Annotated in this window: 21 protein-coding genes and 2 pseudogenes; 17 read left to right on the top strand and 6 right to left on the bottom strand. The window is 71.4% G+C overall.

Translation table 11 applies throughout. The annotated features are described in order from the left end of the window. Positions 1-446: 446 nt before the first annotated feature. Positions 447-1655, bottom strand: a complete 1209-nt coding sequence (locus ACF1A1_RS27955) for a phosphatidylserine/phosphatidylglycerophosphate/cardiolipin synthase family protein (protein ID WP_392003764.1) — start codon at positions 1653-1655, stop codon at positions 447-449. 496 nt (positions 1656-2151) lie between these two features. On the opposite strand from ACF1A1_RS27955, the gene ACF1A1_RS27950 reads away from it, so the two are divergent. Further along, the gene (locus ACF1A1_RS27950; protein ID WP_392003750.1) at positions 2152-2994 is read left to right on the top strand and encodes an RNA polymerase sigma factor SigF; all 843 of its coding nucleotides are present in this window, start codon (positions 2152-2154) and stop codon (positions 2992-2994) included. 92 nt (positions 2995-3086) lie between these two features. Here ACF1A1_RS27950 and ACF1A1_RS27945 read toward each other — a convergent pair whose 3' ends face one another. Both ACF1A1_RS27945 and ACF1A1_RS27940 read right to left on the bottom strand, forming a co-directional pair. Beyond that, positions 3087-3701: a dihydrofolate reductase family protein gene (locus tag ACF1A1_RS27945; RefSeq protein ID WP_392003748.1), complete on the bottom strand. Its 615-nt coding sequence runs from the start codon at positions 3699-3701 to the stop codon at positions 3087-3089. Between the two features lie 356 nt (positions 3702-4057). Then, complete coding sequence (locus ACF1A1_RS27940) at positions 4058-4939, bottom strand: helix-turn-helix domain-containing protein (RefSeq protein ID WP_392003746.1); 882 nt, start codon at positions 4937-4939, stop codon at positions 4058-4060. Between the two features lie 177 nt (positions 4940-5116). On the opposite strand from ACF1A1_RS27940, the pseudogene ACF1A1_RS27935 reads away from it, so the two are divergent. The 6 genes and pseudogenes from ACF1A1_RS27935 (at position 5117) to ACF1A1_RS27910 (ending at position 10305) form a co-directional block, all read left to right on the top strand. Further along, positions 5117-6132: pseudogene (locus ACF1A1_RS27935) on the top strand (zinc-dependent alcohol dehydrogenase family protein). 107 nt (positions 6133-6239) lie between these two features. After that, entirely contained in the window at positions 6240-6905 is a 666-nt protein-coding gene (locus ACF1A1_RS27930) for an SDR family NAD(P)-dependent oxidoreductase (RefSeq protein WP_392003744.1), read from the top strand. A 360-nt stretch (positions 6906-7265) separates the two neighbouring features. Beyond that, a pseudogene (locus ACF1A1_RS27925) lies at positions 7266-8366 on the top strand (polysaccharide lyase family 1 protein); the annotation flags it as partial. Positions 8367-8669: 303 nt separating this feature from the next. Continuing rightward, complete coding sequence (locus tag ACF1A1_RS27920) at positions 8670-9098, top strand: hypothetical protein (RefSeq protein ID WP_392003742.1); 429 nt, start codon at positions 8670-8672, stop codon at positions 9096-9098. Positions 9099-9124: 26 nt separating this feature from the next. Beyond that, positions 9125-9331 carry a helix-turn-helix transcriptional regulator gene (locus ACF1A1_RS27915; protein WP_392003763.1) on the top strand — a complete coding sequence of 69 codons (207 nt, stop codon included), beginning with the start codon at positions 9125-9127 and terminating at the stop codon, positions 9329-9331. Continuing rightward, complete coding sequence (locus tag ACF1A1_RS27910; protein ID WP_392003740.1) at positions 9328-10305, top strand: NAD(P)-dependent alcohol dehydrogenase; 978 nt, start codon at positions 9328-9330, stop codon at positions 10303-10305. The genes ACF1A1_RS27915 and ACF1A1_RS27910 overlap by 4 nt, the downstream gene beginning before the upstream one ends. Positions 10306-10376: 71 nt before the next feature. On the opposite strand, the gene ACF1A1_RS27905 is transcribed toward ACF1A1_RS27910, so the two are convergent. Next, positions 10377-10538: a hypothetical protein gene (locus tag ACF1A1_RS27905; protein ID WP_392003738.1), complete on the bottom strand. Its 162-nt coding sequence runs from the start codon at positions 10536-10538 to the stop codon at positions 10377-10379. Between the two features lie 244 nt (positions 10539-10782). Here ACF1A1_RS27905 and ACF1A1_RS27900 point away from each other — a divergent pair, with 244 nt between their 5' ends. Then, entirely contained in the window at positions 10783-11955 is a 1173-nt protein-coding gene (locus ACF1A1_RS27900; protein ID WP_392003736.1) for a pyridoxal phosphate-dependent aminotransferase, read from the top strand. Positions 11956-12463: 508 nt separating this feature from the next. Here ACF1A1_RS27900 and ACF1A1_RS27895 read toward each other — a convergent pair. After that, on the bottom strand, positions 12464-13081 hold the full coding sequence (locus tag ACF1A1_RS27895; protein WP_392003734.1) for a MarR family winged helix-turn-helix transcriptional regulator: 618 nt from the start codon (positions 13079-13081) through the stop codon (positions 12464-12466). Between the two features lie 117 nt (positions 13082-13198). On the opposite strand from ACF1A1_RS27895, the gene ACF1A1_RS27890 reads away from it, so the two are divergent. The 5 genes from ACF1A1_RS27890 to ACF1A1_RS27870 all read left to right on the top strand — a co-directional run bounded on the left by ACF1A1_RS27890 (position 13199) and on the right by ACF1A1_RS27870 (position 17297). After that, positions 13199-13714: a YceI family protein gene (locus tag ACF1A1_RS27890; RefSeq protein WP_392003733.1), complete on the top strand. Its 516-nt coding sequence runs from the start codon at positions 13199-13201 to the stop codon at positions 13712-13714. 377 nt (positions 13715-14091) lie between these two features. Next, entirely contained in the window at positions 14092-14487 is a 396-nt protein-coding gene (locus ACF1A1_RS27885) for a cell division protein SepF (protein ID WP_392003731.1), read from the top strand. Between the two features lie 516 nt (positions 14488-15003). Next, the gene (locus tag ACF1A1_RS27880; protein WP_392003762.1) at positions 15004-16161 is read left to right on the top strand and encodes an AAA family ATPase; all 1158 of its coding nucleotides are present in this window, start codon (positions 15004-15006) and stop codon (positions 16159-16161) included. Further along, a complete protein-coding gene (locus tag ACF1A1_RS27875) occupies positions 16158-16484 on the top strand; it encodes a nucleotide pyrophosphohydrolase (RefSeq protein ID WP_189939203.1) in 327 nt (108 codons plus the stop codon). The genes ACF1A1_RS27880 and ACF1A1_RS27875 overlap by 4 nt, the downstream gene beginning before the upstream one ends. 351 nt (positions 16485-16835) lie before the next feature. Further along, positions 16836-17297, top strand: a complete 462-nt coding sequence (locus ACF1A1_RS27870; protein ID WP_392003761.1) for a DUF6099 family protein — start codon at positions 16836-16838, stop codon at positions 17295-17297. A 134-nt stretch (positions 17298-17431) separates the two neighbouring features. Here ACF1A1_RS27870 and ACF1A1_RS27865 read toward each other — a convergent pair whose 3' ends face one another. Next, positions 17432-17596: a hypothetical protein gene (locus ACF1A1_RS27865; protein WP_392003729.1), complete on the bottom strand. Its 165-nt coding sequence runs from the start codon at positions 17594-17596 to the stop codon at positions 17432-17434. Positions 17597-17838: 242 nt separating this feature from the next. Here ACF1A1_RS27865 and ACF1A1_RS27860 point away from each other — a divergent pair, with 242 nt between their 5' ends. From ACF1A1_RS27860 to ACF1A1_RS27845, 4 genes are all read left to right on the top strand, one after another. Then, positions 17839-18762 (top strand): LLM class F420-dependent oxidoreductase, encoded by a 924-nt coding sequence (locus tag ACF1A1_RS27860; RefSeq protein WP_392003727.1) that lies wholly within the window; start codon positions 17839-17841, stop codon positions 18760-18762. Between the two features lie 219 nt (positions 18763-18981). Next, entirely contained in the window at positions 18982-19962 is a 981-nt protein-coding gene (locus tag ACF1A1_RS27855) for a DUF4232 domain-containing protein (RefSeq protein ID WP_392003725.1), read from the top strand. 216 nt (positions 19963-20178) lie between these two features. Beyond that, on the top strand, positions 20179-21663 hold the full coding sequence (locus ACF1A1_RS27850) for a 3' terminal RNA ribose 2'-O-methyltransferase Hen1 (protein ID WP_392003723.1): 1485 nt from the start codon (positions 20179-20181) through the stop codon (positions 21661-21663). After that, positions 21660-24254, top strand: a complete 2595-nt coding sequence (locus ACF1A1_RS27845; RefSeq protein ID WP_392003721.1) for a polynucleotide kinase-phosphatase — start codon at positions 21660-21662, stop codon at positions 24252-24254. The genes ACF1A1_RS27850 and ACF1A1_RS27845 overlap by 4 nt, the downstream gene beginning before the upstream one ends. The last annotated feature ends 35 nt before the right edge of the window (positions 24255-24289 follow it).

The following is a 24289-nucleotide window of genomic DNA, read 5'->3' as shown; positions in this document are numbered from 1 at the left end:
GACAAGCGCGACTACATCTTCAACGGCACCCTGACCGTCACCGCGATCGTCATCTGGCTCCGCGACACCGTCCAAGAGCCACCAGAAACGGCCTAGCGCGCGACCGGCACCGGTAAGGCCCGGTCGGCCGGCGAACGGCCGTCGCATTGGGGAATGACGCATCGCCTCCGTTCCCCAATCGACTGATCGGCGCCGACGCCATATCGGCGGGCCAGGACGGCTCCGACTGTGCGCCTCCGCACCTACAGGCAGCTGCTTCGGGCGGACATCGCCGTTCCTGTTCGTCGCGGAGCGAGCCCCTGGGCCGATCTGGTCGGCACCGTGTTGCCGGCCCTCGGCAACGCCTTGCCCGCCGGGTGGACGCGTCGCATCAGTCCGGGCGTCACACACGCTGCTCGGACGAGTTGCCGTACGTCGTCAGGTCCCCGGCCGGGGCGTCGGTCCGGTCACAAGAAGCGCCGGATCGGGGTGACGGCGGCTTCCTTGGTTCGCTGCAGCACCGCCCGTCGTTTCCACCGGGTGAGGTCGATGTCGACGCTGTGCTTCAGGTCCGCTTCGTAGTCGCGGTCGAGTGCGGCGGTGAACCTCTCGTCCAGGACGGCGAGCATGACCTCTTCGTCGTGGTCCATGGACCGGCGGTTGAAGTTGCTGGATCCGATGAGGCCGGCGACCGAGTCCACTGTGATGATCTTGGCGTGCATCATCGTCAACTGGTACTGCCGGATGTGGACCCCTGCCCCCAGCAGACGTGTGTAGTGGTGCTGGCCGGCGATTCGGCAGGCGCGTTGGTCGGTGTGGGGGCCGGGGAGCAGAATCTCCACGCGCACGCCACGGCCGGCGGTCCGGCACAGCAGGTCGACGAAGTAGGGGTCGGGCGCGAAGTAGGCGGTGGCGAGGCGGAAGCGCTTCTCGGCGGAGGTGAGCATGACCCGGATGAGGGTCTGCATGTCCTGCCAGCCGATGCTGGCGGAGCCGCGCACCACCTGAACGACCGACGAGCCGGCCCGGCGGTGCTCGGTGAAGCGATCGCGGTCGTCGAAGAGTTCGTCGTGGCACTCGGCCCAGTTCTGCGCGAACGCGGCGGCGATGCCGTCCACGGCCGGGCCGCGCACCTGGACGTGGGTGTCTCGCCACTCGCCGGGGTTCCGGGCGTTGCCGCACCATTCCTCCGCGATGCCGACGCCGCCGGTGAACGCGGTGTGCTCGTCGACGATGAGAGCCTTGCGGTGGCAGCGGTGGTTCTGCTTGAACGGTGACAGCCAGACGGGCTTGCGGAACCAGGCCACCTGCACACCGGCGGCATCCATGACGTCCAGCAGTTGCCGTTCGATCTCCTTGGCGCCGATACCGTCGAGCAGCAGCCGTACCCGCACCCCCGCACGGGCGCGGTCGGCGAGAGCGGCGGCGAAGTCGCGGGCGATCTGACCGCGCCAGTAGACGAACGTCATCATGTCGATCGTGTGCTGGGCGGAGCGGATGACGCCCAGCATCGCGGGAAAGATCTCGTCGCCGTTGCGCAGCGGCACCACCTCGTTTCCTTCGGTGGCGGCCACGCCGATCAACCGCTCGAGGCGGCGGCGCAGGCGTTGCTTGCGGGCTTCCGTGTCAGGTTCGGCACCACGATCAGCGGCTGCCGGTATGCCGTCGAGCATCAGGCCGAATCTCCCGTTGGACCAAGGACAGCAGAGACAGATCGTTGGGGGCCGCCGGACGAGCCCGAGAGAGCGGATGCCCGTCAGTCACCGCCTCACTCCCGGCATCGGCCGGGAGATGGCCGCGGTGCGCGGTGTCCGTCACGCGCACCACCCTCTCGGTTGGAACACGACGGCGGTGTATGTCCGAGCAAGGCGTCAGCCGGCACAAGCGACTGTGGCTCCTCACTGCGTCATGCGGTCCGGGACGGGCTCTGCCGCTCCCGTTCGCCCAAGACACCGGTGAGGGCGGCCTGTTGCACGATCAGCGGCACGAGCACGGCGGCGACGACACCGAGCGCGGCCGACGGCGTACCACCTGAGGCCGGGTGGGGACCTGCTCGGGGAGATGGGCACCGGGGCGAACACCCAGGCATGCATGCCGCGGGCCGGGGTAGGCGGGCGGACGTCGGTGAGTGAACCGACCCGTACGAGGGTGATCGATGGGAAGGGGCGCATCATGGCGACGACGACCGTGCAGACTGCCGGGCAGGCGGTGGACGTGCCGGAGATCGCCGACCCGTCCCAGGTCGCTCCCAGGGACGCGCGGGATCTGTCGAAACTGTTCTTCGAGAAGCTCGCGATGCTGGAGGAGGGCACGCCCGAGTACCAGTACGCGCGCAACACGCTGATCGAGATGAACATGTCCCTGGTCCGCTACGCGGCCGGCCGGTTCCGCAGCCGCGGGCCGGAGGAGATGGAGGACATCGTCCAGGTCGGCATGATCGGCCTGATCAAGGCCATCGACCGGTTCGAGCTGTCCCGTGAGGTGGAGTTCACCTCCTTCGCCGTTCCCTACATCGTGGGTGAGATCAAGCGGTTCTTCCGCGACACGTCCTGGGCCGTGCACGTACCCCGGCGGCTGCAGGAGGCCCGTGTCCAACTGGCCCGCGCCAACGAGGAGCTGAGCAGCAGGCTGGGCCGGACACCGACCACCAAGGAACTGTCCGAGCTGATGAGCCTGTCCGAGGAGGAGGTCGTCGAGGCGCAGCTCGCCTCCAACGGCTACAGGTCAGCCTCCCTGGACGCCACCATCAGTGGCAGCGAGGACGGCGAAGCCGCCCTCGCGGACTTCATCGGCGACGAGGACGCGGCCCTCGGCCTGGTCGAGGATTTCCACGCTCTCGCACCGATGATCGCCGAGCTCGGCGAACGCGACCGCAAGATCATCCACTGGCGCTTCGTCGAGGAACTGACCCAAGCCCGGATCGCCGAACGCCTCGGGGTCTCCCAGATGCACGTCTCCCGCCTGATCACACGCCTCCTGACCCGCCTCCGCGAAGGCATGCTCAGCACCCACTGAACGCCTGAGGCCTTCGGCCGGACGGTTGGGCAACGCCGCCGCGGGGCGCGGGAAGGCGGCCCTGCGTACCCCGTCCGCCCGCTCCCTTCACTTCACTTCACGAAGCGGTACTTCAGGTGGGTGGCGAGGGGCGTGGCGACCACCCTGACCGGTTCGAGGGCGCGCCGCCCGGTGCCCGGTCCGTCGAAGAGCCGCAGTCCGGCTCCGAGGAGGGCGGGCACCACGTGCAGTTGCAGCTCGTCGATGAGCCCCTCTCCGAGGTACTGCCGCACCGTGCTCGCCCCGCCCGCGATGTCGACGTTCCGGTCCCCGGCGGCGGCCCTCGCCTGGTCGAGGGCGCTGTGGATGCCGTCGGTGACGAAGGTGAAGGTGGTGCCGCCCTCCTTGACCAGGGTCGGCCGGGGCCGGTGGGTGAGCACGAAGACCGGGGTGCGGAAGGGCGGGTTGTCGCCCCAGAACTCCTCGCCCGTGTCGTACATCATCCGGCCCATGACCACCGCTCCGGTGGCGTCGAACCACTCGCGCATCAGCTCGGAGTCGCGGTTCTCCTCCCCGCCGGTCATGCCCTGGCGCTCCCGCCAGCTCGCCAGGTTGTGGATCCACTCGAAGAGCGGCTCGGCGCCGTCGCCTCCCGGGTTGTCGACGGAGACGTCGGTGCCGGCGATGTAGCCGTCCAGGGACATGGCCAAATCCGCGGTCACGGTCACGATCAGGTGCTCCTCAGGTCCTCGGTCTGCGTCCTTCACTCCTACGTCGATCGGGAACCGGCGTATTCGACATCGCCGGCGACACGTGCGGGAGTCCGCCCGACCGGATGCGCTGTTCGACGGTTCCTCCGGGATTCGGCGATGGGGGAGGAGACGCCGGTCGGCACAGAGGCGGCCGCCACTCACCGCCGTACCACTCACCGTCGTATCGCTGACCACTGACCACTCACCGTCATGCCGCTGACCCCGCTGATGCGCGCCATCCGCTGCGAGGAACCCGCACCTCGGCCGGAACAGCCGTGGAAGACCAGCCGGTCGAGCGGGAATGTCCCCGTCCGGGAATGTCCCAGTCGGGGTCAGCTGAGGGAGGAAGAGGCCGGAAGGTTCTGATCGGCGGCCCAGGAGGCGAGGATGCGCAGCCGGTCGTGGGTGGGTGAGCCCGGGACGGCGGTCCAGACGGTCAGGTGCTGGTCCGGGTCGGTGTTGGCGGTGAGGGTGTCCCAGTCCAGGACGAGTTCGCCCACGACCGGGTGATGGAGGGTCTTCGTGCCCACCGTGCGGGCGGCGACCCGGTGCTCGCCCCACCACTGGGCGAACTGCTTGTCCCGCATCGACAGTTCACCGACCAGCTCGATCAGGCGAGGGTCCTCCGGGTACTTGGCCGCGTCCATCCGCAACTGCGCCACGGAGATCTGGGCGGAGGCCTCCCAGTCGGCGTACAGGGTGCGCATCGCCGGATCGGTGAACTGGATCCGGGGATAGTTGCGGTGCTTCTCCGGGACCCGGGAGAAGTCGGTGACCAGCGCCGCGGCCAGCGAGTTCCAGGCCAGGATGTCGCCGCGCCGGCCCTGGACCAGGGCGGGGGTGGAGGTGAGGTCGTCCAGGACCCGCTGCAACTGTGGCTGGACCTGCTGCCTGCTGCGGCGCCGGGTGCGGGTGGTGGTCTTGCCCGCGAGCTGGAAGAGATAGCCGCGCTCGTCGTCGTCCAGGTGGAGTACCCGGGCGAGGGTGTCCAGCACGGGGGCGGACGCCTGGATGCGGCCCTGTTCGAGCCGGGTGTAGTAGTCGGTGCTGATGGAGGCCAACTGGGCGACCTCTTCACGGCGCAGCCCTGCGACCCGGCGGGGCCCACCGGTCTCCGGCAGTCCGACCATGCGCGGGCTCAGCTCCGAGCGGCGCTTGTTGAGGAATTCTCCCAGCTCGTTGAGGGGCACGTTGCTCGTCATGTTTCCCAGCATGGCACCCGTCGCACCGGGGAAAGGGGGGAGAGTTTTCTCCCAGGATGTAACTCTCCCCGGATGTATTTCTCCGCTTTTCGCGCCTGCCTCCCCGTGTGAGGCTCGACCATACGCAGCCGTCTTTTCGAGACATCGGCTGCCGTTCACAGACCCTCGAACGACGAAAGAAGCACCACCATGCGCGGAGCAGTCATCCATGCCCCGGCGACGTGCGTTTCGAGCAACTCGACGATCCGAGGATCGTCAGGCCGACCGATGCCGTCATCCGTACGGTCGTCACCTGCGTGTGCGGCTCGGACCTGTGGCCCTACCGCGGCGCGGAGCCCGTGGACGAGCCCCACCCCATGGGTCACGAATACGTCGGCATCGTCGAGGACGTCGGCAGCGAGGTCACCTCGGTCAAGCCGGGCCAGTTCGTCGTCGGCTCCTTCGCCACCTCGGACAACACCTGCCCGAACTGCCTGAACGGCTGGCAGTCCAACTGTCTGCACCGGGAGTTCATGAGCACCTGCCAGGCCGAGTACGTCCGCATCCCCAACGCCCACGGCACCCTCGTCGCCACCCCCGAGCACCCGGCCGACGAGTTCGTCCCGAGCCTGCTCGCCGTCTCCGACGTGATGGGCACCGGCTGGTACGCGGCCGTCGCCGCCGAGGTGAGGCCGGGTTCCACGGCCGTGGTCGTCGGGGACGGCGCGGTCGGCCTCTGCGGCGTCATCGCCGCCAAGGAGCTCGGAGCCGAGCGGATCATCGCCATGAGCCGCCACGCGTCCCGGCAGAAGCTGGCCCTGGAATTCGGCGCCACCGACATCGTCACCGAACGCGGCGAGGAAGGCATCGCCCGCGTCAAGGAACTCACCGGCGGCATCGGTGCCGACTCGGTCCTGGAGTGCGTCGGCACCCCCGAGGCCATGCGGCAGGCCCTGCACTCCACCCGCCCCGGCGGCAACGTCGGCTTCGTCGGCGTCCCGCACGACGTGGCGATCGACGGCCAGGAACTGTTCTTCTCCCACGTCGGCCTGCGCGGCGGCCCCGCCCCCGTGCGCGGCTACCTGCCCGACCTGATCGACCGGGTCCTGACCGGCCGCATCAACCCGGGCAAGGTCTTCGACCTCACGCTGCCGCTGGAGCAGGTCGCCGAGGGCTACAAGGCGATGGACGAGCGCCGTGCCATCAAGGCCCTGCTGACGCCCTGACCGTTCGATCCCGGCCTCCGGGGCCGGGCATGAACGACGCCCGGACGCGGAGGCGGGGCTCCCGCCTTCGCCGAAGGCTCCCACCACCGCTGAACCAAGGATTTGTCGTGACCACCTTCGCCCTCGTCGGCGCCGGCCGCGGCCTGGGACTCGCCACCGCCCGCCGCTTCGGAGCCGCCGGCCACACCGTGGCCCTCGTCTCCCGCAGCGCCGAGCACCTGGCCGACCTCACGGCCGAACTGGCCCGTGACGGCGTCTCCGCCCGCGGCTTCGCCGCCGACGTCCTCGACCCCGCCTCCCTCACCACCGCCCTCGACGCGGCGGCCGACGCCCTCGGGCCCGTCGAGATCCTCCAGTACAGCCCGGTGCCCCGCGCCGACTTCATGAAGCCGGTCCTGGACACCGGCGCCGACGACCTCGACGCCCCGCTCGCCTTCTCCGTCAAGGGACCGGTCACCTGCGTGAACGCCGTCCTGCCCGGCATGCGCGCCCTCGGCCGAGGGACGCTGCTGTTCGTCAACGGCGGCAGCGCCGTACGCCCCCACCCCGACCGGGCCGGCACCTCCGTCGCCTTCGCCGCCGAGAGCGCCTACGCCCGCATGCTCCACGACGCGCTCGCCCCGGAGAGCATCCACGTCGCGCAGCTGATCGTCCCGGGAGCCATCCGTCCCGACGCCGAGCACAGCAGTCCCGACGCCCTGGCCCAGCGCCTGTACGACATTCACCACCAGCGCGACGCCTTCCGCCACTACGCCGAGCCCCTCCCCGACTGACCAGGAGTGGAGAGCGCACCATGGGGCCGGACAGCCCTCGTCTTGCCTGACGCCACCCTCCAGGCGTTCATGTGGATGAACAAAAATCAAGTACACGTCTATTGACGCGTCCACGGCAAGTATCTACCTTCCTGGGGAAAGCGCTTTCCCTAGGCGGTGACGCGGTTTCCGGCCATCCGGCCATTCATGTCCTCGAACCAGCTCGAACCCACCGCATCGTCGCAGTCGGGAGCCGCCACAGAAAGGGTTCTGGCGCGTGCCACCTGCTCCACCGCGCCAGGCCGGGCCCCTTCCGGGCCGATCAGCGACCTGTCCATCGGCAGGCGACACCGAGCATTCGAAGACCGATTGGGGAGCGAGATGAGGCGACCAGTCGCACTGCGACTCTATGCGGCGCTGGCCACGATGGCTCTTGCGGCCGGGACCGGCGCGGTTCTGTCGATACCCGAGGCGTCGGCGGCGACCGGTAGCGCCACCGGCTACGCGACCCAGAACGGCGGGACCACCGGCGGTGCGGGCGGGCAGACGGTGCGGGCCACCACCGGAACCGCGATCCACGCGGCCCTGTGCGCCAGGGCCAGCAGCAGCACCCCCATCACCATCCAGGTCGAGGGGACCATCAACCACGGCAACACCGCCAAGGTGTCGGGCAGCAGCTGCAACACCGCCGCCGGCGTGATCGAGCTCAAGGAGATCAGCAACGTCACCATCATCGGCGTCGGCAACGGCGCCGTCTTCGACCAGCTCGGCATCCACATCCGCGACTCGCGCAACATCGTCATTCAGAACGTGACCGTCCGGAACGTCAAGAAGTCGGGCTCCCCCACGTCCAACGGCGGTGACGCCATCGGCATGGAGCGCAACGTCCGCAACGTCTGGGTCGATCACGTCACCCTGGAGGCGTCGGGCGGGGAGTCGGAGGGCTTCGACGGCCTCTTCGACATGAAGGACAACACCCAGTACGTGACCCTGTCCTACAGCACCCTGCGCAACTCCGGCCGCGGTGGCCTCGTCGGGTCCAGCGAGAGCGACCTCTCGAACAGCTTCATCACGTACCACCACAACCTGTACGAGAACATCGACTCCCGTGCGCCCCTGCTGCGCGGCGGCACGGCCCACATGTACAACAACCACTACCTGCGCCTCAACGAGTCCGGCATCAACTCCCGGGCCGGCGCCCGCGCCAAGGTGGACAACAACTACTTCAAGGACTCCAAGGACGTCCTCGGCACCTTCTACACCGACGCGGCCGGATACTGGCAGGTCAGCGGCAACACCTTCGACAACGTGACCTGGTCCAGCCCCGGCAGCGAGAACCATCCGGCCGGCCCCAACCCGCAGTCCAACACCACGGTCGGCATCCCGTACTCCTACCGTCTCGATGCGACCGGTTGCGTGCCGAGCATCGTGAGCCGGACGGCCGGCGCCAACAAGGGTCTGCAGGTGTCGGACGGCAACTGCTAGCGGTCGACACCGGCCGGCAAGACCTGATGGTCGCCGCACACACGAGGTCGCCGCACACGAGGTCGCCGCACACGAGGTCGCCACACACGAGATCGACGCCAGGAGCGGCGAAGTCCCGCAGCCCGGCGGGTCCGGCATCCCCCGGACCCGCCGGGCCTGTTGCTGTCGCCCGGCATCCACGACGTGACCACCCACGGGTGGGATGAGACAGGCCGAACCGGCCTGCCGGATCGGCGTGACGCGACGGCGAGCGTGTCAAGTTTCCTTTACATGGTGTCCGTCCTGCTTTACATTCCTCGGGTGACACACGAAGAAAAGCGTGCGTGGATCATCGCGGTGCTCGCAGTCGGCACGTACGCGGCCTACCTCACCGTCATCCTGGCCCGAGCCGCAGACACCCCTGTGGCCGACGTGTCCTACGCGTCGACGCTGCTGTGGGCCGTGGGCATCTCGATCGCGGCATCGATCGTGCTGAGCATCGCCGTCTCGATCGGCGCGCCGAAGGAGGCGAGCAGACGGGACCAACGCGACCGCGAGATCCACCGGTTCGGTGAGTACGTGGGGCAGTCGTTCGTCGTCACGGGCGGGGTGGCGGCCCTGGGCATGGCGATGGCCGACGTGGACCAGTTCTGGATCGCCAACGTCCTCTACGCCGGGTTCACCCTCTCGGCGACCGTGGGCTGCGTGGCGAAGATCGCCGCCTATCGCTGGGGCTTTCCGTCGTGGTGAGGCAGACGACCAAGGTCACCAACTCCATCCGGACCCTGCGGTTCACGCACGGTGAGATGACACAGGCGGAACTGGCCGACCGGATCGGCGTGACGCGCCAGACCGTCATCGCCATCGAGAAGGGCCGCTACTCGCCCTCCCTGGAGATGGCCTTCCAGATCGCCCGGGTGTTCAAGGTCCCGCTCGACGAGGTGTTCCAGTACGTGGACGAAGACGAAGGAGACACATCATGAAGGCAATCGTCCAGGACGTGTACGGCCCGCCCGATGTCCTGGAACTCAGAGACATCGACAAGCCGGTGGCCGGCGACGACGACGTCCTCATACGGGTACGCGCGGCCGGGGTGGACCCCAGTGTCTGGCACCTCATGACAGGTCTGCCCTACCCGATACGCATCATGGGCTTCGGACTGCGCAGACCCAAGCTCCGGGTGCGCGGCTGGGACGTCGCGGGGAGTGTCGAGGCGGTCGGCAGGAACGTGACCCGGTTCAAGCCCGGCGACGAGGTCTTCGGCACCTGCGAGGGCTCCTTCGCGGAGTACGCGTGCACGCGGGAGGACAGGCTGGCGGCGAAACCGGCCGGGGCCACCGTCGAACAGGCCGCGGCCGTCCCCATCTCCGCCTTCACCGCCCTGTACTCGCTTCGTGAGGTGGGGCGGCTGCAGCCGGGGCAGAAGGTCCTGGTCATCGGCGCGGGCGGAGGCGTGGGGACGTACGCCGTGCAACTGGCCAAGGCGGTGTTCGCCGCGGAGGTCACCGGCGTCTGCAGCACCGGCAAGACCGAACTGGTCCGCTCCCTCGGCGCGGACCACGTCATCGACTACACCCGCGACGACTTCGCCGCCGCCGGCCGCCGCTACGACCTCATCCTCGACACCGCCGGCAACCGACCGCTGTCCCACCTGCGCCGCGCCCTCACCCCCCGGGGGACCCTCGTCATCGTCGGAGGCGAAGGGGGAGGGCGATGGTTGGGCGGCCTGCACCGCGCCCTCGGAGCACTGGCCCTGTCCCCGTTCATCGGCCAGAACCTGCACGCACCGTTCCTGAAGGAGCCCGAGGCGGACGCCCTTCAGGCCCTGGCCGAGTTCATGGAAGCCGGCCGGATCACACCGGTGATCGACCGGACGTACCCCCTCGGCGAGGCCGCCGACGCCGTCCGCCACTGGGAAATGGGGCACGCGCGCGGCAAGATCGTTCTCACCGTCTGAGGCGCGCTCGCGGATACGACCGTCAAGGTCCCGCTTCGACGGAGCCAACCCGACGAAGCCCCGCCCACGCCTCACGCGAGACGAGGCGCTTGGCGCTTGGCGCTTTCGACGAGGCTGGGAGAGAGCCTCTCGCGCCGGCGCCGGTGCCGGACGATGCGCAGCCGCAGCCGCAGCCGCAGCCGCAGCCGCAGCCGCAGCCGCAGGCGTAGGCGCAGCCGCAGGCGTAGGCGCACCCGCTGGGGCGGGCGGTGGACGACCCGGTGGCCCGCGAAGCGTGACGGCCCCCCGGCGGGCCCGCCGCCTCCGGCGCGGCGGCGTCGCGGCCGGCGTGGATCATGGGCCGGCCTGCCGACGGGCCCCATCCCGTGGGGTGCCCTCGCCGAAACAGTGGTGCGGGCCGTCGGTCACCATGGCATCGACGGTCCGGCCAACCGGTTCGTCCCGACATCTGTCCGTCATCGAGCCGGAGGCCACGACATGAGGATCTCGCACCGCGCACGCGCCGTCGCCCCGTTCTACGCCATGGAGTTCGGCAAGCATGCCGCCGCGCTGGAGGCCCAGGGCCACCACGTCGTCAAACTGAACCTCGGCGAACCCGACTTCGGCGCGCCCCCGGCCGTACGGAACGCGATGCGCGAGGTCATGGACGGCAGGCCCATGGCCTACACCGCGGCCCTCGGGCTGCCCGCCCTGAGGGAGGCGATCGCGCGCTTCTACCTCGACCGGCACGGCATCGACGTCGATCCGGCGCGGGTCGTCGTGACCGCGGGAGCCTCGGCCGCGCTGGTGCTGGCCACCGCCGCCCTCGTCGACCCCGGGGACGAGGTGCTCATCGCGGACCCGTCGTACCCCTGCAACCGGCAGATCGTCGAGAGCTTCGGCGCCCGCGTCACCCTGGTGCCCACCACGGCCGGGACCCGCTTCCAACTGGACGCGGCGTCCGTGCGGTCGCACTGGACGGACAGCACCCGCGGGCTGATGATCGCCACCCCGTCGAACCCGACGGGCACCTCGGTCCCGGCGGGCGAGCTCGCCGCGCTCTGCGACCTCGCGCGCGAGCGCGACGCGTGGCGCATCGTCGACGAGATCTACCTGAACCTCGGTGACGACGACCGGGGCCGGCCACCGCGCAGCGCGCTGTCGTACGACCCCGACGCCGTCGTCATCAACAGCTTCTCGAAGTACTTCGGCATGACCGGCTGGCGACTGGGCTGGTGCGTCGTCCCCGAGCCCCTCGTGCCGGCGATGGAGCGCCTGGCCCAGAACTACTTCCTCTGCGCCTCCGCTCCCGCGCAGCACGCCGCCCTGACCTGTTTCACCCCGGAGTCCCTCGCCGTCTGCGAAGCCCGCCGCGTCGAGTTCGCCCAGCGGCGCGCGATCGTCCTCGACGGCCTGGAACGGATCGGGCTGCCGGTCCCCGTCCCGCCCGACGGCGCGTTCTACGTGTACTTCGACGTCACCGGCACCGGACTCACCTCCTGGCAGTTCTGCGAACGAGCACTGCGGGAGGCGTACGTCGCCCTCACCCCGGGCCGGGACTTCGGCGTGCACACGGCGGAGACGCACGTACGGCTCTCGTACGCGGCGTCGGCCGACGAGCTCCGCGAGGGGATCGCCCGGCTCGAGAAGTTCGTGGCCTCGCTGCGGTGAACCGCCCTGGCGCGGGCGGTCGGCCGGCCCCGTCCACCGCGGCGCCGAGGAGGGTCTGGAACCGAACACCGGCCGGGCGTCCGCGGCCGTTCCCCGTTTCCGATGACCACGACCCGCCTTCCGGGCCCGCCCGCCGCGATGACGTTGCGCAGCCCCGGCGCCGGTCGGCCCGCCCCGGCCCTGACCGCGGCGGGCCTCGCCGCCGGGGGCGTGGCGGCCGTCGCGGAGGGGGGGTGCGGCGGGGGCGGTGAGGCGCGGCGGTCCGTCAGGACGTCCGTGGCCGCCGCTGAACGGCGAAGTCCCGGGCCGCCTCGATCCGGTCGAACACCTCGGGGGCCCACTCCCGGGCCCCTGCCCGAGTTCACTTCCGGGCCTCTGCCCGAGTCCACTCCCGACCCCGTGCCGGTGTCCGTCGCCGCACCGGCCGGCGGCAGTCCCGTGGTCGGCAGTTCCGCCAGGTGCACCGCCTCGTGGCCGCCGCTGTCCAGGCCGTGGGTTTGTATCAGCCTCAGAGAGCGGCCCGGCCTGTCCGGCGGCCCCGGGAAGCGGCATCCGCACCCGATCCGGTCTCCGCCGTACCCGATTCCGCCTCCTCCGCAGCCGTTCCCGTCTCCTCCGTACCCGACCCCGGATCCGCGCCCCCCGCCAGATCCGGCAGCAAGCCGCACACCGCGTCCCGCTGAGCCGGCCCCATGACGTGGGCCAGTGCCTCGGTGACCGTGATGGAGAGCGCCTCGGACGCCTCCCGGAGCAGGCGGCGGGCCTTGTCGGTGAGGGCGACCTCGATGCCCCGCTTGTCGCCGCAGACCGACTTGCGGGTGACGAGGCCGGCGTGCTGGAGGCAGGCGATCTGATAGGTGAGCCGGGTCTTGGGGCGGCCCAGAAGCTCGGCGATCCGGGTCATGCGGAGCCCCTCCCTGGGTTGCTCCGCGAGCAGGCACAGGACCAGGAACTCGTCGTGCGAGACGTCCAGCCGCTCCTTCACGACGGACCGCAGTCGCTGCTCCACCGCCCCCGTGGCCGCCAGCAGCAGCATCCAGGCACGCAGCTCCGGGGGCAGCAGGCCGCTTCCCTGCGCGGCGGGGCATTCGGGCAGATCGGGGGCGTGCTCGTCGGAGGCGGCCATGGTTCGAGTGTACTGGTGCTCCAAATTTGGATGACGGGGTTGTTCAGTTTTGAATGACTGGCTACCGTGAGCGTCCAGCAGGTCATCCAAATTTGAATCACCGATAAGGGGAAGATCATGAACGTCGCCGTGGAAACCGGGCTCTGGCAGCTCGAGCCCGAAGCCTCCGCCGTCACCTTGAAGCACAGGACGGTGTGGGGCCTGGTCACCGTCAAGGGCGCGTTCGCCGCTGTCAGCGGTGGGGGCGAGGTGGCCGCCGACGGCGCCGCCACCGGCACCCTGACCCTGGACGTGAGCTCCCTCGACACGGGGAACGCCAAGCGGGACGCGCACCTGCGCGGCGCCGACTTCTTCGACGTCGACCGGCACCCCGAGATCACCTTCGTGGCGCGTTCCGTCGAACTCCGCGACGGCGGCACCGTCCAGGTGTCCGGCCGGCTGACCGTGCGCGGCATCAGCAGGCCGCACTCCTTCACCGCGCGGCTGAGCGACGCGAGCGCCGACACCCTGGCGCTCGACGCCGAATTCACCGTGGACCGCGCCCAGTTCGGCATGGACTGGAACCAGATGGGCATGATGCGCGGCCTGACCACGGTCACGACATCACTCCGCTTCAAGCGCGCCAACGGCTGATCCGTCGTCCTTCGCGAACCCTGGTCCACGGCGCCGGCGTGAACGCCCGGTCGATCCCCCCGCACCGAGCCGCCCGCCCTGATCCCGTCCATCCCGCCCACCCTGCCCGCCCCTCCCGAAGCCGGGGCCGACACATCCCCCGCCGGCAGAAAGGAGAAGCCGAGGCGTCCCATGGCCAGGCGCCGGCCGCCCCCGCGCCGGCGGCATCCGCCCTGGTGAGCCGGGTGCCGACGGTGGTGAGGACTTCGCTGTGAGGCGGGTGATCAGCCCGGGTGTGACGGCTGGGGCGGTCGCGGTCCGTGTCGCTGTTGGGCCGAACGGGTGACATGGCGTAAGAATTGGCCGGTGCAGGCATTGAGTACGAGTCAGTCCAGGGGGTGCCGGTGAACCGTTACGACGTCACCGATGAACAGTGGGAAGGGCTCGCTCAGGTCGTGCCGTTGCGTGGCCGGGACGCGTGGCCTTCGGCGGTGGACCATCGCGCGCTGCCCGACGCGGAGACGGAGACCCGACGCCGCTTCGTCGTCCTCCGGATCAACGTCTTCGCGGACGCCCGTGAGGTCGCCGAAACGCTGATGGCGGGCATCCCGGTCCTCCTCGACCTGACCGGCGCGGAGACCGAGGTCGCCAAGCGCGTCCTCGACTTCTCCACCGGCGTCGTCTTCGGGCTGGCCAGCGGGATGCACCGGGTCGACCGGAACGTGTTCCTGCTGACTCCGCCGGGGACCGAGGTGAGCGGGATCATGGAAGGGGCGGAGGTGCCAGGGGCCTGAGCCACGACCTCGCGTCCGGCGGGGGCGAAGCCGTCGGCTCCTTCTCGTCCACTTCCGCCGTCGCCCGTTCGTAGGAAGCTCACGGGGGCGGAACGGTTCGCCCCGCGGCCGGAGTTCTACGGTCCGCACATGGCCGTGCCGCCCGTTTCCTCCGTGTCCCTGTCCCACACCGCGTCCACCGGCGCCCCCTGCGGGGCAGACTCGCGGGACCTGCCCACCCAGACCCCTGCGAAGAACACGTCGCAGGTCCCGCCCGTCGAGGGACCCCTCGGGGGCGCCGGCCGTGTCGCGCCCCGCGAGGAGCCGCGCGGTGATGGCGACCGCGCCGCGCCCGGGCGACCGCCCGCCGGCGCATCCCGCGCCGGGGACGGCAGCAGCGTCGCGCCCGGCGGGGGACCGCGCGGTGATGGCGACCGCGCTCGGCCGGGAGAGCGGCCACCCGCCCGTGGTGACCGTGCCCCGTCCGCGGGACGGGCGTCCGTCGGAGCCCCGCGCATCCCCGCCGGCGCCCCGCGCATCCCCGCCGGCGAAGAACCGTCCGCCCCCGCCCCCCGCCAGGGTCCCGCGCGGCCCTGTCTCACCGAGTTGCGGCTGTCGGCCTTCGGCCGGCACCGGCGGGCCGGGTTCTCGCTGGGGCCGGTCACTCTCTTCGTCGGGGCCAGTGGCAGTGGCAAGACCACCGCGCTGCGGGCGTACGAGGCGCTGGCCCGGCTCGGTGGCGGGGCCGGGCTCGACGAGGTGTTCCCGGATCCGGTCGCCTGCGTGCCGGAGTGGGCGCGTCCCGATGCCCAACGCCGTCGCGGCTTCCGTATCGGCTGCACGGCCGACGGACCCGGGGGCCCGGTCCGGCTCGACCTCGCCGTCCAGGCCGAACCCGAGCTGCGCATCGTGGGCGAGCGGCTGAGCGCCGGCGGACTCGTGCTGCTGGAGACGGCTCTGCGCGACCCGGGGCGGCGCACGGTGCAGGCCGCCTGGCACACCGCCGGGTCGTCGCCGGTCACCCGCGCCCCGCTCCCCGACGACCGGCTGGGCACCGCGCTGCTCCCGCTGCGCGTGGCGGGCAAGACCGACGGACAGCGCCGTGTGCTCGCCGCCGCCGAACAGATGCTGGTGGCCCTGCGGTCCGTCTTCGCCTGCGACCCGCGGCCCGAGCGGATGCGCGCCCCCGTGCCGACCGGAGCCGGCCGGCTGCTCGGGACGTGTGACAACCTCGCCGACGTCCTCTTGCGCACCCGCGCGGAGTGCACCCGACGGCACGCCCAGCTCGTCGCCGCCGTGCGGGCCGGCTGCGCCGGACCCGTGACCGACGTGCTCGCCGAGCCCCTCGGCGACGGCACCGTCCGCGCCCTGCTCGACCGGGGCACCGCCCCGCGCACCGAGCTGGCCCGCCTGGGCGACGGCGAACTCCGCCACCTCGCGCTCGCCCTGGTCCTGCTGACCGGCCCCGGCGTCCTGGACGTCGACCCGCCCGGCGAGGTGCCCGACGCGATGCGCGCCCTCACCGTCCTCGCCGACGGCTTCGACCGCGCCCTGGACGTACGGCAGCGTGGGGAACTGCTGCGGCTCGCGGTCCGGATGGGGGAGCGCGGGCACATCCGCTGCGTCGGGGCGGTGAGCGACGCCTCCTGGGCCGCCGGGACCACCGGGGTCACGGTGGTACACCTGGACCCGTGACAGAACACCTCGACGTGGCGAAGCTCCAGCGCAGGCTGGCCGAGTTCGCGGCCGCGCGGAACTGGCAGCCGTACCACACGCCCAAGAACCTCGTCTCCGCGCTCAGTGTGGAGGCCTCCGAACTGGTCGAGATCTTCCAGTGGTTGACGCCGGAGGAGTCGGCCCGCGTGATGGACGACCCGGACACCGCCCACCGCGTGACGGACGAGGTCGCCGACGTGCTCGCGTATCTGCTGCAACTGTGCGAGGTGCTGGGGATCGATCCGCTGGCGGCCCTGGACGCGAAGATCGACCGCAACGAGCGGAGATTCCCGGCGCCGTGAACAACGGTGTTGGCGGCACCGGGAACAACGGAGGCTCCCGGCGCCGTGAACGACGGTGGCTCCCGGCGCCGTCAACGACGGAGGCTCCCGGCACCGTGCACAAAGGCACGCCCCCAGGCCCCCGGCTCCCCGGCACCGAGCCTCCGCGTGGTTCGTACGGCCGGTGCCGCGGGAACCGCACCCTCCGTTATCACTCTCCGGAGTCATCAAGCCGCCCGAAACCGATTTGTTGTCCACAGATTTCCGTCTTCCTCTGGCTTTTCGCCCCACAGACCCTCACTCTGGGTAGTGGACAAGAGAGTTCGAGTGACGGACGTGCGAGCAGCACGTCGGGACGGACGGGGGCAGCGCATGGAAGCGGTGCGGCTCATCCTGACGAGCAGGCGTGCTCTCGCACGCAGCGACGACGGGCCTCGGACGCTGGCCGAGGTGTGGCAGGCGCAGGCCCTGGCCCAGGCGATCGGCAGCCGGCTCGCGGTCTCCGGCCCGCCGGAACTACGAGGCGAGGCACTGGGATTGACCGAGCTGGCGGGCAGGGGCTGCGGTGTGCTGGACGCACCGGTTCTCGATCCCGGGGACCTGCGCGCCGCCCAGCTCACCGCGCTGGACGACGCCCGTGAGGCCCTGCTCTGCCTCGGTGGTCTGCTCGGCGAGGTCGGCATCGCCCTCGTCGGCCTCGCCAGCTCCGCGGCCGACGAGAGGACGTACTGGCAGTGCATGGAGGCCATCGACGCGGCGGACGAGTCCAGGGACCGGGTCCTGGAGATGCTGCGGAAGCTGGCGGCGAGAGAGGGGGCGCTGCCCGAGAGATGAAGAGATGAGGAGAGCGGGGGCGAGCGGGTGTCTGCCGGTGGTGACGATGCGCGGGCTCCACTGCTCCGAGAAGGAGGCGAGGGCGGCGGCCCGAGCGGGCGCCCGGGGGCCGGCAGCCCCCGGAGCGGCGGGCTTCAGCCCACGTCACCCTCTTCGACACGGCCGTCGCACCCCGCACCTTCCGTCGCCCGCGGACGCTCCAGCGCGGACAGGTCCGCGTTCAGTGCCGCCATCAGCTCCTCCATCTGCTGAAGCAGCCCTTTCGGCTGCCCGGCGAAGCCAACGGTTTCCTCGGACATGACGGCCTCCTCGGGCCCCCGGCCCCGCAGGAGAGGCCGACGCGCGTGACGCCCCGGCGCTGACCTTCCGGGCGCGGGCGCCGGGTGGTCCGGCTCCGCCCGGCCAACGACCACCGCCGGGGCGGGTCACTGGCTCCGGCGACCTCCCGCCTCGGCGTCGACGTTTTTCACCCCGCCCGGGGGTGGACGGGGCGGGGGGACCGGTGGGGTCGACGGGGAGCCCGGAGTGCAGGATGGAGGACATGGATCTTCGCATCTTCACCGAGCCCCAGCAGGGGGCGACCTACGACACCCTCCTCACCGTGGCGAAGGCCACCGAGGACCTGGGCTTCGACGCCTTCTTCCGCTCGGACCACTACCTCAAGATGGGCTCCGTGGACGGCCTTCCGGGTCCCACCGACGCCTGGATCACCCTCGCCGGTCTCGCCCGGGAGACGAAGCGCATCCGCCTCGGCACCCTGATGACCGCCGCCACCTTCCGGCTGCCCGGCGTACTCGCCATCCAGGTAGCGCAGGTGGACCAGATGTCCGGCGGCCGCGTCGAACTCGGCCTGGGCGCCGGCTGGTTCGAGGAGGAGCACACGGCGTACGGCATCCCCTTCCCGAAGGAGAAGTTCGGCCGCCTGGAGGAGCAGCTGGAGATCGTCACCGGCCTGTGGGGCACGAAGGCCGGCGAGACCTTCGACTTCCACGGGGACTTCTACGACCTCAAGGACTCGCCCGCGCTGCCCAAGCCCGCCCAGGCGAAGATCCCCGTGCTGATCGGCGGCCACGGAGCGAGCCGCACCCCGCGGCTGGCCGCCCGGTTCGCCGACGAGTTCAACATGCCGTTCGGCACCATCGAGGACAGCGAGCGCCAGTTCGGCCGGGTGCGGGCCGCCGCCGAGGAAGCCGGGCGGGCGGCCGACGCGCTCACCTACTCCAACGCCCTCGTGGTCTGCGTCGGCAAGGACGACCAGGAGGTCGCCCGCCGTGCCGCCGCGATCGGCCGCGAGGTCGACGAGCTGAAGCGCAACGGCCTGGCCGGCACCCCGGCGGAGGTCGTCGACAAGATCGGCCGCTACGCCGAGATCGGTTCCCGCCGGATCTACCTCCAGGTCCTCGACCTCCACGACCTGGACCACCTGGAGCTGATCTCGGCCCAGGTGCAGTCGCAGCTGCCGTAACCCGGCACGGGGCGCGCGCCCGGGCCCGACCTCGCGGTCCGGCCCGGGGGCTGTGGTCCGCAGCCCTGCTACCCGGCTCCACCGCACCCCGCTCCACCGCACCCCCTCCCAGCATCCCCCCAGCCCCCCACAGCACCCCGCCCCTCCTGTGACAGCCCTGTGACCGGAACTGTGGCCTCCATCACGGCCGTTGGTGCGGGTGGCTGATGAGGTGACCGGATGCGCAGACCCACCCCCCTCCTCCCGGCCGTCGCCGCCTGCCTGCTGCTCACGGCGTGCGGTGCGGAACGCGTCGGCACCCAGGACACCGGCCCCGGCGCGGCCTCCTCGCCGCCCCGCACCCAGGTCACCGACCCGGGCATGGACGGCGTCCGGGTCACCGCCGTGACCATCCCGTCCCCCTCCCCCTCCCCCTCCCCCTCGTCTTCGCCCTCGCCCTCGAGCAGCTTCTCGGTCACCGCCGACAGCCTCCCGACCGACTCCGGCGTCTCCGCAACCTACGAGGTCACCAACCAGGGCACCGAGGCACTGACGTACACCGTCCTCTTCGACTTCACGACGAGCAGCGGTGAGGTCATGAGCAACAAGTGGGAGACGGTGCGCGACGTCGCCCCCGGCAAGACGGTGCGCGGAACCGTCCGTCTGGGGGTCCTCGCCCCGGGCGCGTCCCCGGTGACGCGGGTGAAGGTCTCCGAGGTGACCAAGGTCCCCGCCGGCGAGGCTCCGTCCGAGGCGGGCGACTGCCCGGCCTCCGGGATCCGGGTCACGGCCGACGAGGGCGACGCGGCCATGGGGCTGCGGGTGGTGGGCCTGCACCTGGAGAACTGCGGAACGCGCGACTACACCGTCAACGGCTACCCGCTGCTGGAACTCCTCGGCGAGGACCGTGAGCCGGTCGACGGCGTCAAAATCCTCCAGGGCAGCGGCGAGATCACCACCGGGGCGGGGCCCGACGAGCCGCCCCGGCCGGTCACCCTGAAGCCCGGCGAGACGGCGACCTCCAGCCTGGTGTGGCGCAACACCACCCAGTTCGGCACGCCCGTCGACGTCCCCTACGTCCGGGTCCGCGCGAAGGCCGGGGCCGACCCCGTCACGGTGACGCCCCATCTCGACCTCGGGACCACCGGACAACTCGGCGTCAGGCCGTGGAAGCGGGCGGCCGAGCAGCCCGGGAACAGCCGGCCGGGCAGCCCGGAATAAACAAAGGCGCCGGTCGGGCGGGGTGTGCGATGGTAAGACCGTCGTCCTGCCCAGCCCTCAGGATCACCACTCCTGAGGGCTTTCGCACGCACGGCGCCCTGCATCGCTCCACCCCTTCATCGCTCACCCACACATCGCTCCCGCTCCATGGACCGGACTCGTCCCGTCCACCGTCCTACCCCGTCCGTCGACCCACCCGCCGGAGAGGCCCTCCGCATGTTCCTGACCATCAGCACCACCGGCACCCCCGAACGCCCCGCCACCGACCTGGGCTTCCTGCTGCACAAGCATCCCGACAAGGCGCAGGCGTTCTCCACCTCCTACGGCAAGGCGCACGTCCTCTACCCCGAGGCGGACGCGCAGCGCTGCACGGCGGCGCTCCTGCTGGAGGTGGATGCCGTGGCACTGGTCCGGCGCGGCAAGGGCAAGGGGCGCGGAGGCGCTCCCGACGCGGCGCTCGCGCAGTACGTCAACGACCGCCCGTACGCGGCCTCCTCCCTGCTCGCGGTCGCGCTGAGCGGCGTGTTCTCCAGCGCCATGCGGGGCGTCTGCGCCGCCAAGCCCGAACTCCCCGCCCAGCAGCGTCCGTTGCGCGTCGAGGTACCCGCGCTGCCCGCCCGCGGCGGCCCCGACCTCGTACGCGATCTCTTCGAGCCGCTCGGCTGGACGGTGACCGCCGAACCGGTCGCGCTGGACACCCAGTTCCCGGAGTGGGGCGACTCGCGGTACGTGCGTCTCGTCCTGGAGTCCGAGGCGCTGACCCTCGCCGAGGCCCTGCGGCACCTGTACGTCCTGCTGCCCGTCCTCGACGACGCCAAGCACTACTGGGTCGCCTCCGACGAGGTCGACAAGCTGCTGCGCGCCGGTGAGGGCTGGCTGCCCGACCACCCCGAACAGAAGCTGATCACCAGCCGTTACCTGTCGCGCCGCTGGTCGCTGACCCGGCAGGCCATGGAGCGACTGGAGCTGGTGCGGCTCGCCGAGGCCGACGACAGCGAGGTCGAGGAGATCGACAACGCGGTCGAGGCGGAGGCGGAGACCGAGGAGAAGCCGACCCCGCTCGCGGTGCAGCGCCGGGACGCGATCGTCACGGCGCTGAAGGAGTCCGGCGCCGCCCGGGTGCTCGATCTCGGCTGCGGGCAGGGCCAGCTGGTGCAGGCGCTGCTGAAGGACGTGCGGTTCACCGAGATCGTCGGCCTCGACGTGTCGATGCGGGCGCTCACCGTCGCCTCCCGGCGGCTGAAGCTGGACCGGATGGGCGAGCGGCAGGCCTCGCGCGTGCGGCTCCTGCAGGGCTCGCTCGCCTACACCGACAAGCGGCTCAAGGGCTACGACGCCGCCGTGCTCAGCGAGGTGATCGAGCACCTCGACCTGCCCCGGCTGCCCGCCCTGGAGTACGCGGTGTTCGGCGCCGCCCGCCCGCGCACGGTCCTGGTGACCACCCCGAACGTCGAGTACAACGTCCGCTGGGAGACCCTCCCGGCCGGGCACGTCCGGCACGGCGACCACCGCTTCGAGTGGACCCGCGAGGAGTTCCGCGGCTGGGCGACGGCGGTGGCCGAACGGTACGGCTACGACGTCGCGTTCCGGCCCGTCGGCCCCGACGACCCCGAGGTGGGACCGCCCACCCAGATGGCCGTTTTCGAGATGCGCGCAGCCACCGCGAAGACCACGAACGAAAAGGAGGGGAAGGCCGCATGACCGAGACCGAGACCCGGGTTCCCCGTGAGCAGGGCCGCGTCCTGCCCGTCACCGACCTCTCCCTCGTGGTGCTGATCGGTGCCTCCGGCTCGGGCAAGTCCACCTTCGCCCGCAGGCACTTCAAGCCCACCGAGGTCATCTCCTCCGACTTCTGCCGCGGTCTGGTCGCCGACGACGAGAACGACCAGAGCGCCTCCCGGGACGCCTTCGACGTCCTGCACTACGTCGCGGGCAAGCGGCTCGCGGCCGGCCGGCGCACCGTCGTCGACGCGACCAGCGTGCAGCAGGACGCCCGCCGTCAGCTGATCGACCTGGCCAGGCAGTACGACGTGCTGCCGATAGCGATCGTGCTGGACGTGCCGGAGGAGGTCTGCGCCGAGCGCAACGCGGCCCGCACCGACCGCGCCGACATGCCGCGCCGGGTCATCCAGCGCCACATCCGCGAACTGCGGAGGTCACTGCGGCACCTGGAGCGCGAGGGGTTCAGGAAGGTCCACGTCCTGCGCGGCGTCGAGGACGTCGAGCACGCCACCGTCGTCACCGAGAAGCGCTTCAACGACCTGACCCACCTCACCGGCCCCTTCGACATCATCGGCGACATCCACGGCTGCGCCTCCGAACTGGAGTCGCTGCTCGGCAAGCTGGGCTATGCCGACGGCGTCCACCCGGAGGGTCGGCAGGCCGTCTTCGTCGGCGACCTCGTCGACCGCGGCCCCGACAGCCCGGGCGTGCTGCGCCGCGTCATGGCGATGGTCAAGTCGGGCAACGCGCTGTGCGTCCCCGGCAACCACGAGAACAAGTACGGTCGTCACCTGCGCGGCCGCAAGGTCCAGCCCACCCACGGCCTGGCCGAGACCATCGCGCAGATGGAGGGCGAGAGCGAGGAGTTCCGGAACGAGGTGCGGGAGTTCCTCGACGGCCTCGTCAGCCACTACGTCCTCGACGGCGGCAAGCTGGTCGTCTGCCACGCCGGCCTGCCGGAGAAGTACCACGGCCGCACCTCCGGCCGCGTCCGCTCGCACGCGCTGTACGGCGACACCACCGGCGAGACCGACGAGTTCGGCCTGCCGGTGCGCTACCCGTGGGCGGAGGACTACCGGGGCCGGGCGGCCGTGGTGTACGGCCACACCCCGGTGCCCGAGGCGACCTGGCTGAACAACACCATCTGCCTGGACACCGGCGCCGTCTTCGGCGGCAAGCTGACCGCGCTGCGCTGGCCGGAGCGGGAGCTGGTCGACGTACCGGCGGAGCGGGTCTGGTACGAGCCGGCCAAGCCGCTGAAGTCGGAGGCGCCGGGCGGGCAGGACGGGCGGCCGCTGGACCTGGCGGACGTGCACGGCCGGCGGGTCGTCGAGACGCGTCACCAGGGCCGGATCTCGGTGCGCGAGGAGAACGCGGCGGCGGCCCTGGAGGTCATGAGCCGCTTCGCCGTCGACCCGCGGCTGCTGCCGTACCTCCCGCCGACCATGGCCCCGACGGCGACGTCGCAGGTCGACGGCTACCTGGAGCACCCGGCGGAGGCGTTCGCGCAGTACGCGCGGGACGGCGTCGCGCGGGTCGTGTGCGAGGAGAAGCACATGGGCTCGCGGGCGGTGGCGCTGGTCTGCCGGGACGCGGAAGCGGCCCGCAGGCGCTTCGGGGTGGGGGGTGCCTCGGGCCCGGGCGCGGCCGGGAGCGGGGGAGGACCCACCGGATCCCTCTACACCCGGACCGGCCGCCCGTTCTTCGACGACGAGACGGTGACCGAGGAGATCCTCGGCCGGCTGCGGACCGCGGTCGGCGAAGCCGGCCTGTGGGACGAACTCGACACGGACTGGCTCCTGCTGGACGCCGAACTGATGCCGTGGTCGCTCAAGGCCTCCGGTCTGCTGCGGTCGCAGTACGCGGCCGTCGGCGCGGCGTCCGGCGCCGCCTTCCCGGGCGCGCTGGCCGCGCTGGAGGGTGCGGCGGCGCGCGGCGTCGACGTCTCGGACCTCCTTCTCCGCCAGCGCGAACGCGCCTCGGACGCGGCCGCGTTCACGGAGGCGTACCGGCGCTACTGCTGGACCACGGACGGCCTGGACGGCGTACGCCTGGCCCCGTTCCAGCTCCTCGCCGTCCAGGGCCGCAGCCTCGCGGCCCTGCCCCACGACGAACAGCTGGCCCTCCTCGACCGGCTGGTGGAACACGACACCACCGGCCTGCTCCAGACCACTCGGCGCCTGTACGTCGACACGGCCGACCCCGAGTCGGTCCGGGCCGGCGTCGACTGGTGGCTGGAGATGACCGGCCGCGGCGGCGAGGGCATGGTCGTCAAGCCGCTCGGCGCGCTGGTGCGCGGCGGCGAGGGCCGTCTGGTCCAGCCCGGCATCAAGTGCCGGGGCCGCGAGTACCTGCGGATCATCTACGGTCCGGAGTACACCCGCCCCGACAACCTCACCCGCCTGCGCGGGCGCTTCCTCAACCACAAGCGCTCGCTCGCGATCCGCGAGTACGCCCTCGGCCTGGAGGCCCTGGACCGACTGGCCGAGGGCGAGCCGCTGTGGCGGGTCCACGAGGCGGTGTTCGCGGTCCTGGCCCTGGAGTCGGAGCCGGTGGACCCGAGGCTGTAAGGACGCGAGCGGCTGCTGCCGGGGGAGTCGCCCCC

The organism is Streptomyces sp. NPDC014995 (assembly GCF_043080745.1).
GTDB lineage: Bacteria > Actinomycetota > Actinomycetes > Streptomycetales > Streptomycetaceae > Streptomyces.
This window is presented reverse-complemented; position numbering and strand designations above follow the sequence as displayed.

Excerpts from the sequence above, each read along its gene's own strand:
- ACF1A1_RS27940 (WP_392003746.1), bottom strand. The coding sequence starts at position 4,939 with ATGCTGGGAAACATGACGAGCAACGTGCCCCTCAACGAGCTGGGAGAA.
- ACF1A1_RS27865 (WP_392003729.1), bottom strand. The coding sequence starts at position 17,596 with ATGTCCGAGGAAACCGTTGGCTTCGCCGGGCAGCCGAAAGGGCTGCTT.
- ACF1A1_RS27950 (WP_392003750.1), top strand. The coding sequence starts at position 2,152 with ATGGCGACGACGACCGTGCAGACTGCCGGGCAGGCGGTGGACGTGCCG.
- ACF1A1_RS27855 (WP_392003725.1), top strand. The coding sequence starts at position 18,982 with ATGCGCAGACCCACCCCCCTCCTCCCGGCCGTCGCCGCCTGCCTGCTG.
- ACF1A1_RS27860 (WP_392003727.1), top strand. The coding sequence starts at position 17,839 with ATGGATCTTCGCATCTTCACCGAGCCCCAGCAGGGGGCGACCTACGAC.
- ACF1A1_RS27895 (WP_392003734.1), bottom strand. The coding sequence starts at position 13,081 with ATGGCCGCCTCCGACGAGCACGCCCCCGATCTGCCCGAATGCCCCGCC.
- ACF1A1_RS27850 (WP_392003723.1), top strand. The coding sequence starts at position 20,179 with ATGTTCCTGACCATCAGCACCACCGGCACCCCCGAACGCCCCGCCACC.
- ACF1A1_RS27870 (WP_392003761.1), top strand. The coding sequence starts at position 16,836 with ATGGAAGCGGTGCGGCTCATCCTGACGAGCAGGCGTGCTCTCGCACGC.
- ACF1A1_RS27890 (WP_392003733.1), top strand. The coding sequence starts at position 13,199 with ATGAACGTCGCCGTGGAAACCGGGCTCTGGCAGCTCGAGCCCGAAGCC.
- ACF1A1_RS27900 (WP_392003736.1), top strand. The coding sequence starts at position 10,783 with ATGAGGATCTCGCACCGCGCACGCGCCGTCGCCCCGTTCTACGCCATG.
- ACF1A1_RS27910 (WP_392003740.1), top strand. The coding sequence starts at position 9,328 with ATGAAGGCAATCGTCCAGGACGTGTACGGCCCGCCCGATGTCCTGGAA.
- ACF1A1_RS27845 (WP_392003721.1), top strand. The coding sequence starts at position 21,660 with ATGACCGAGACCGAGACCCGGGTTCCCCGTGAGCAGGGCCGCGTCCTG.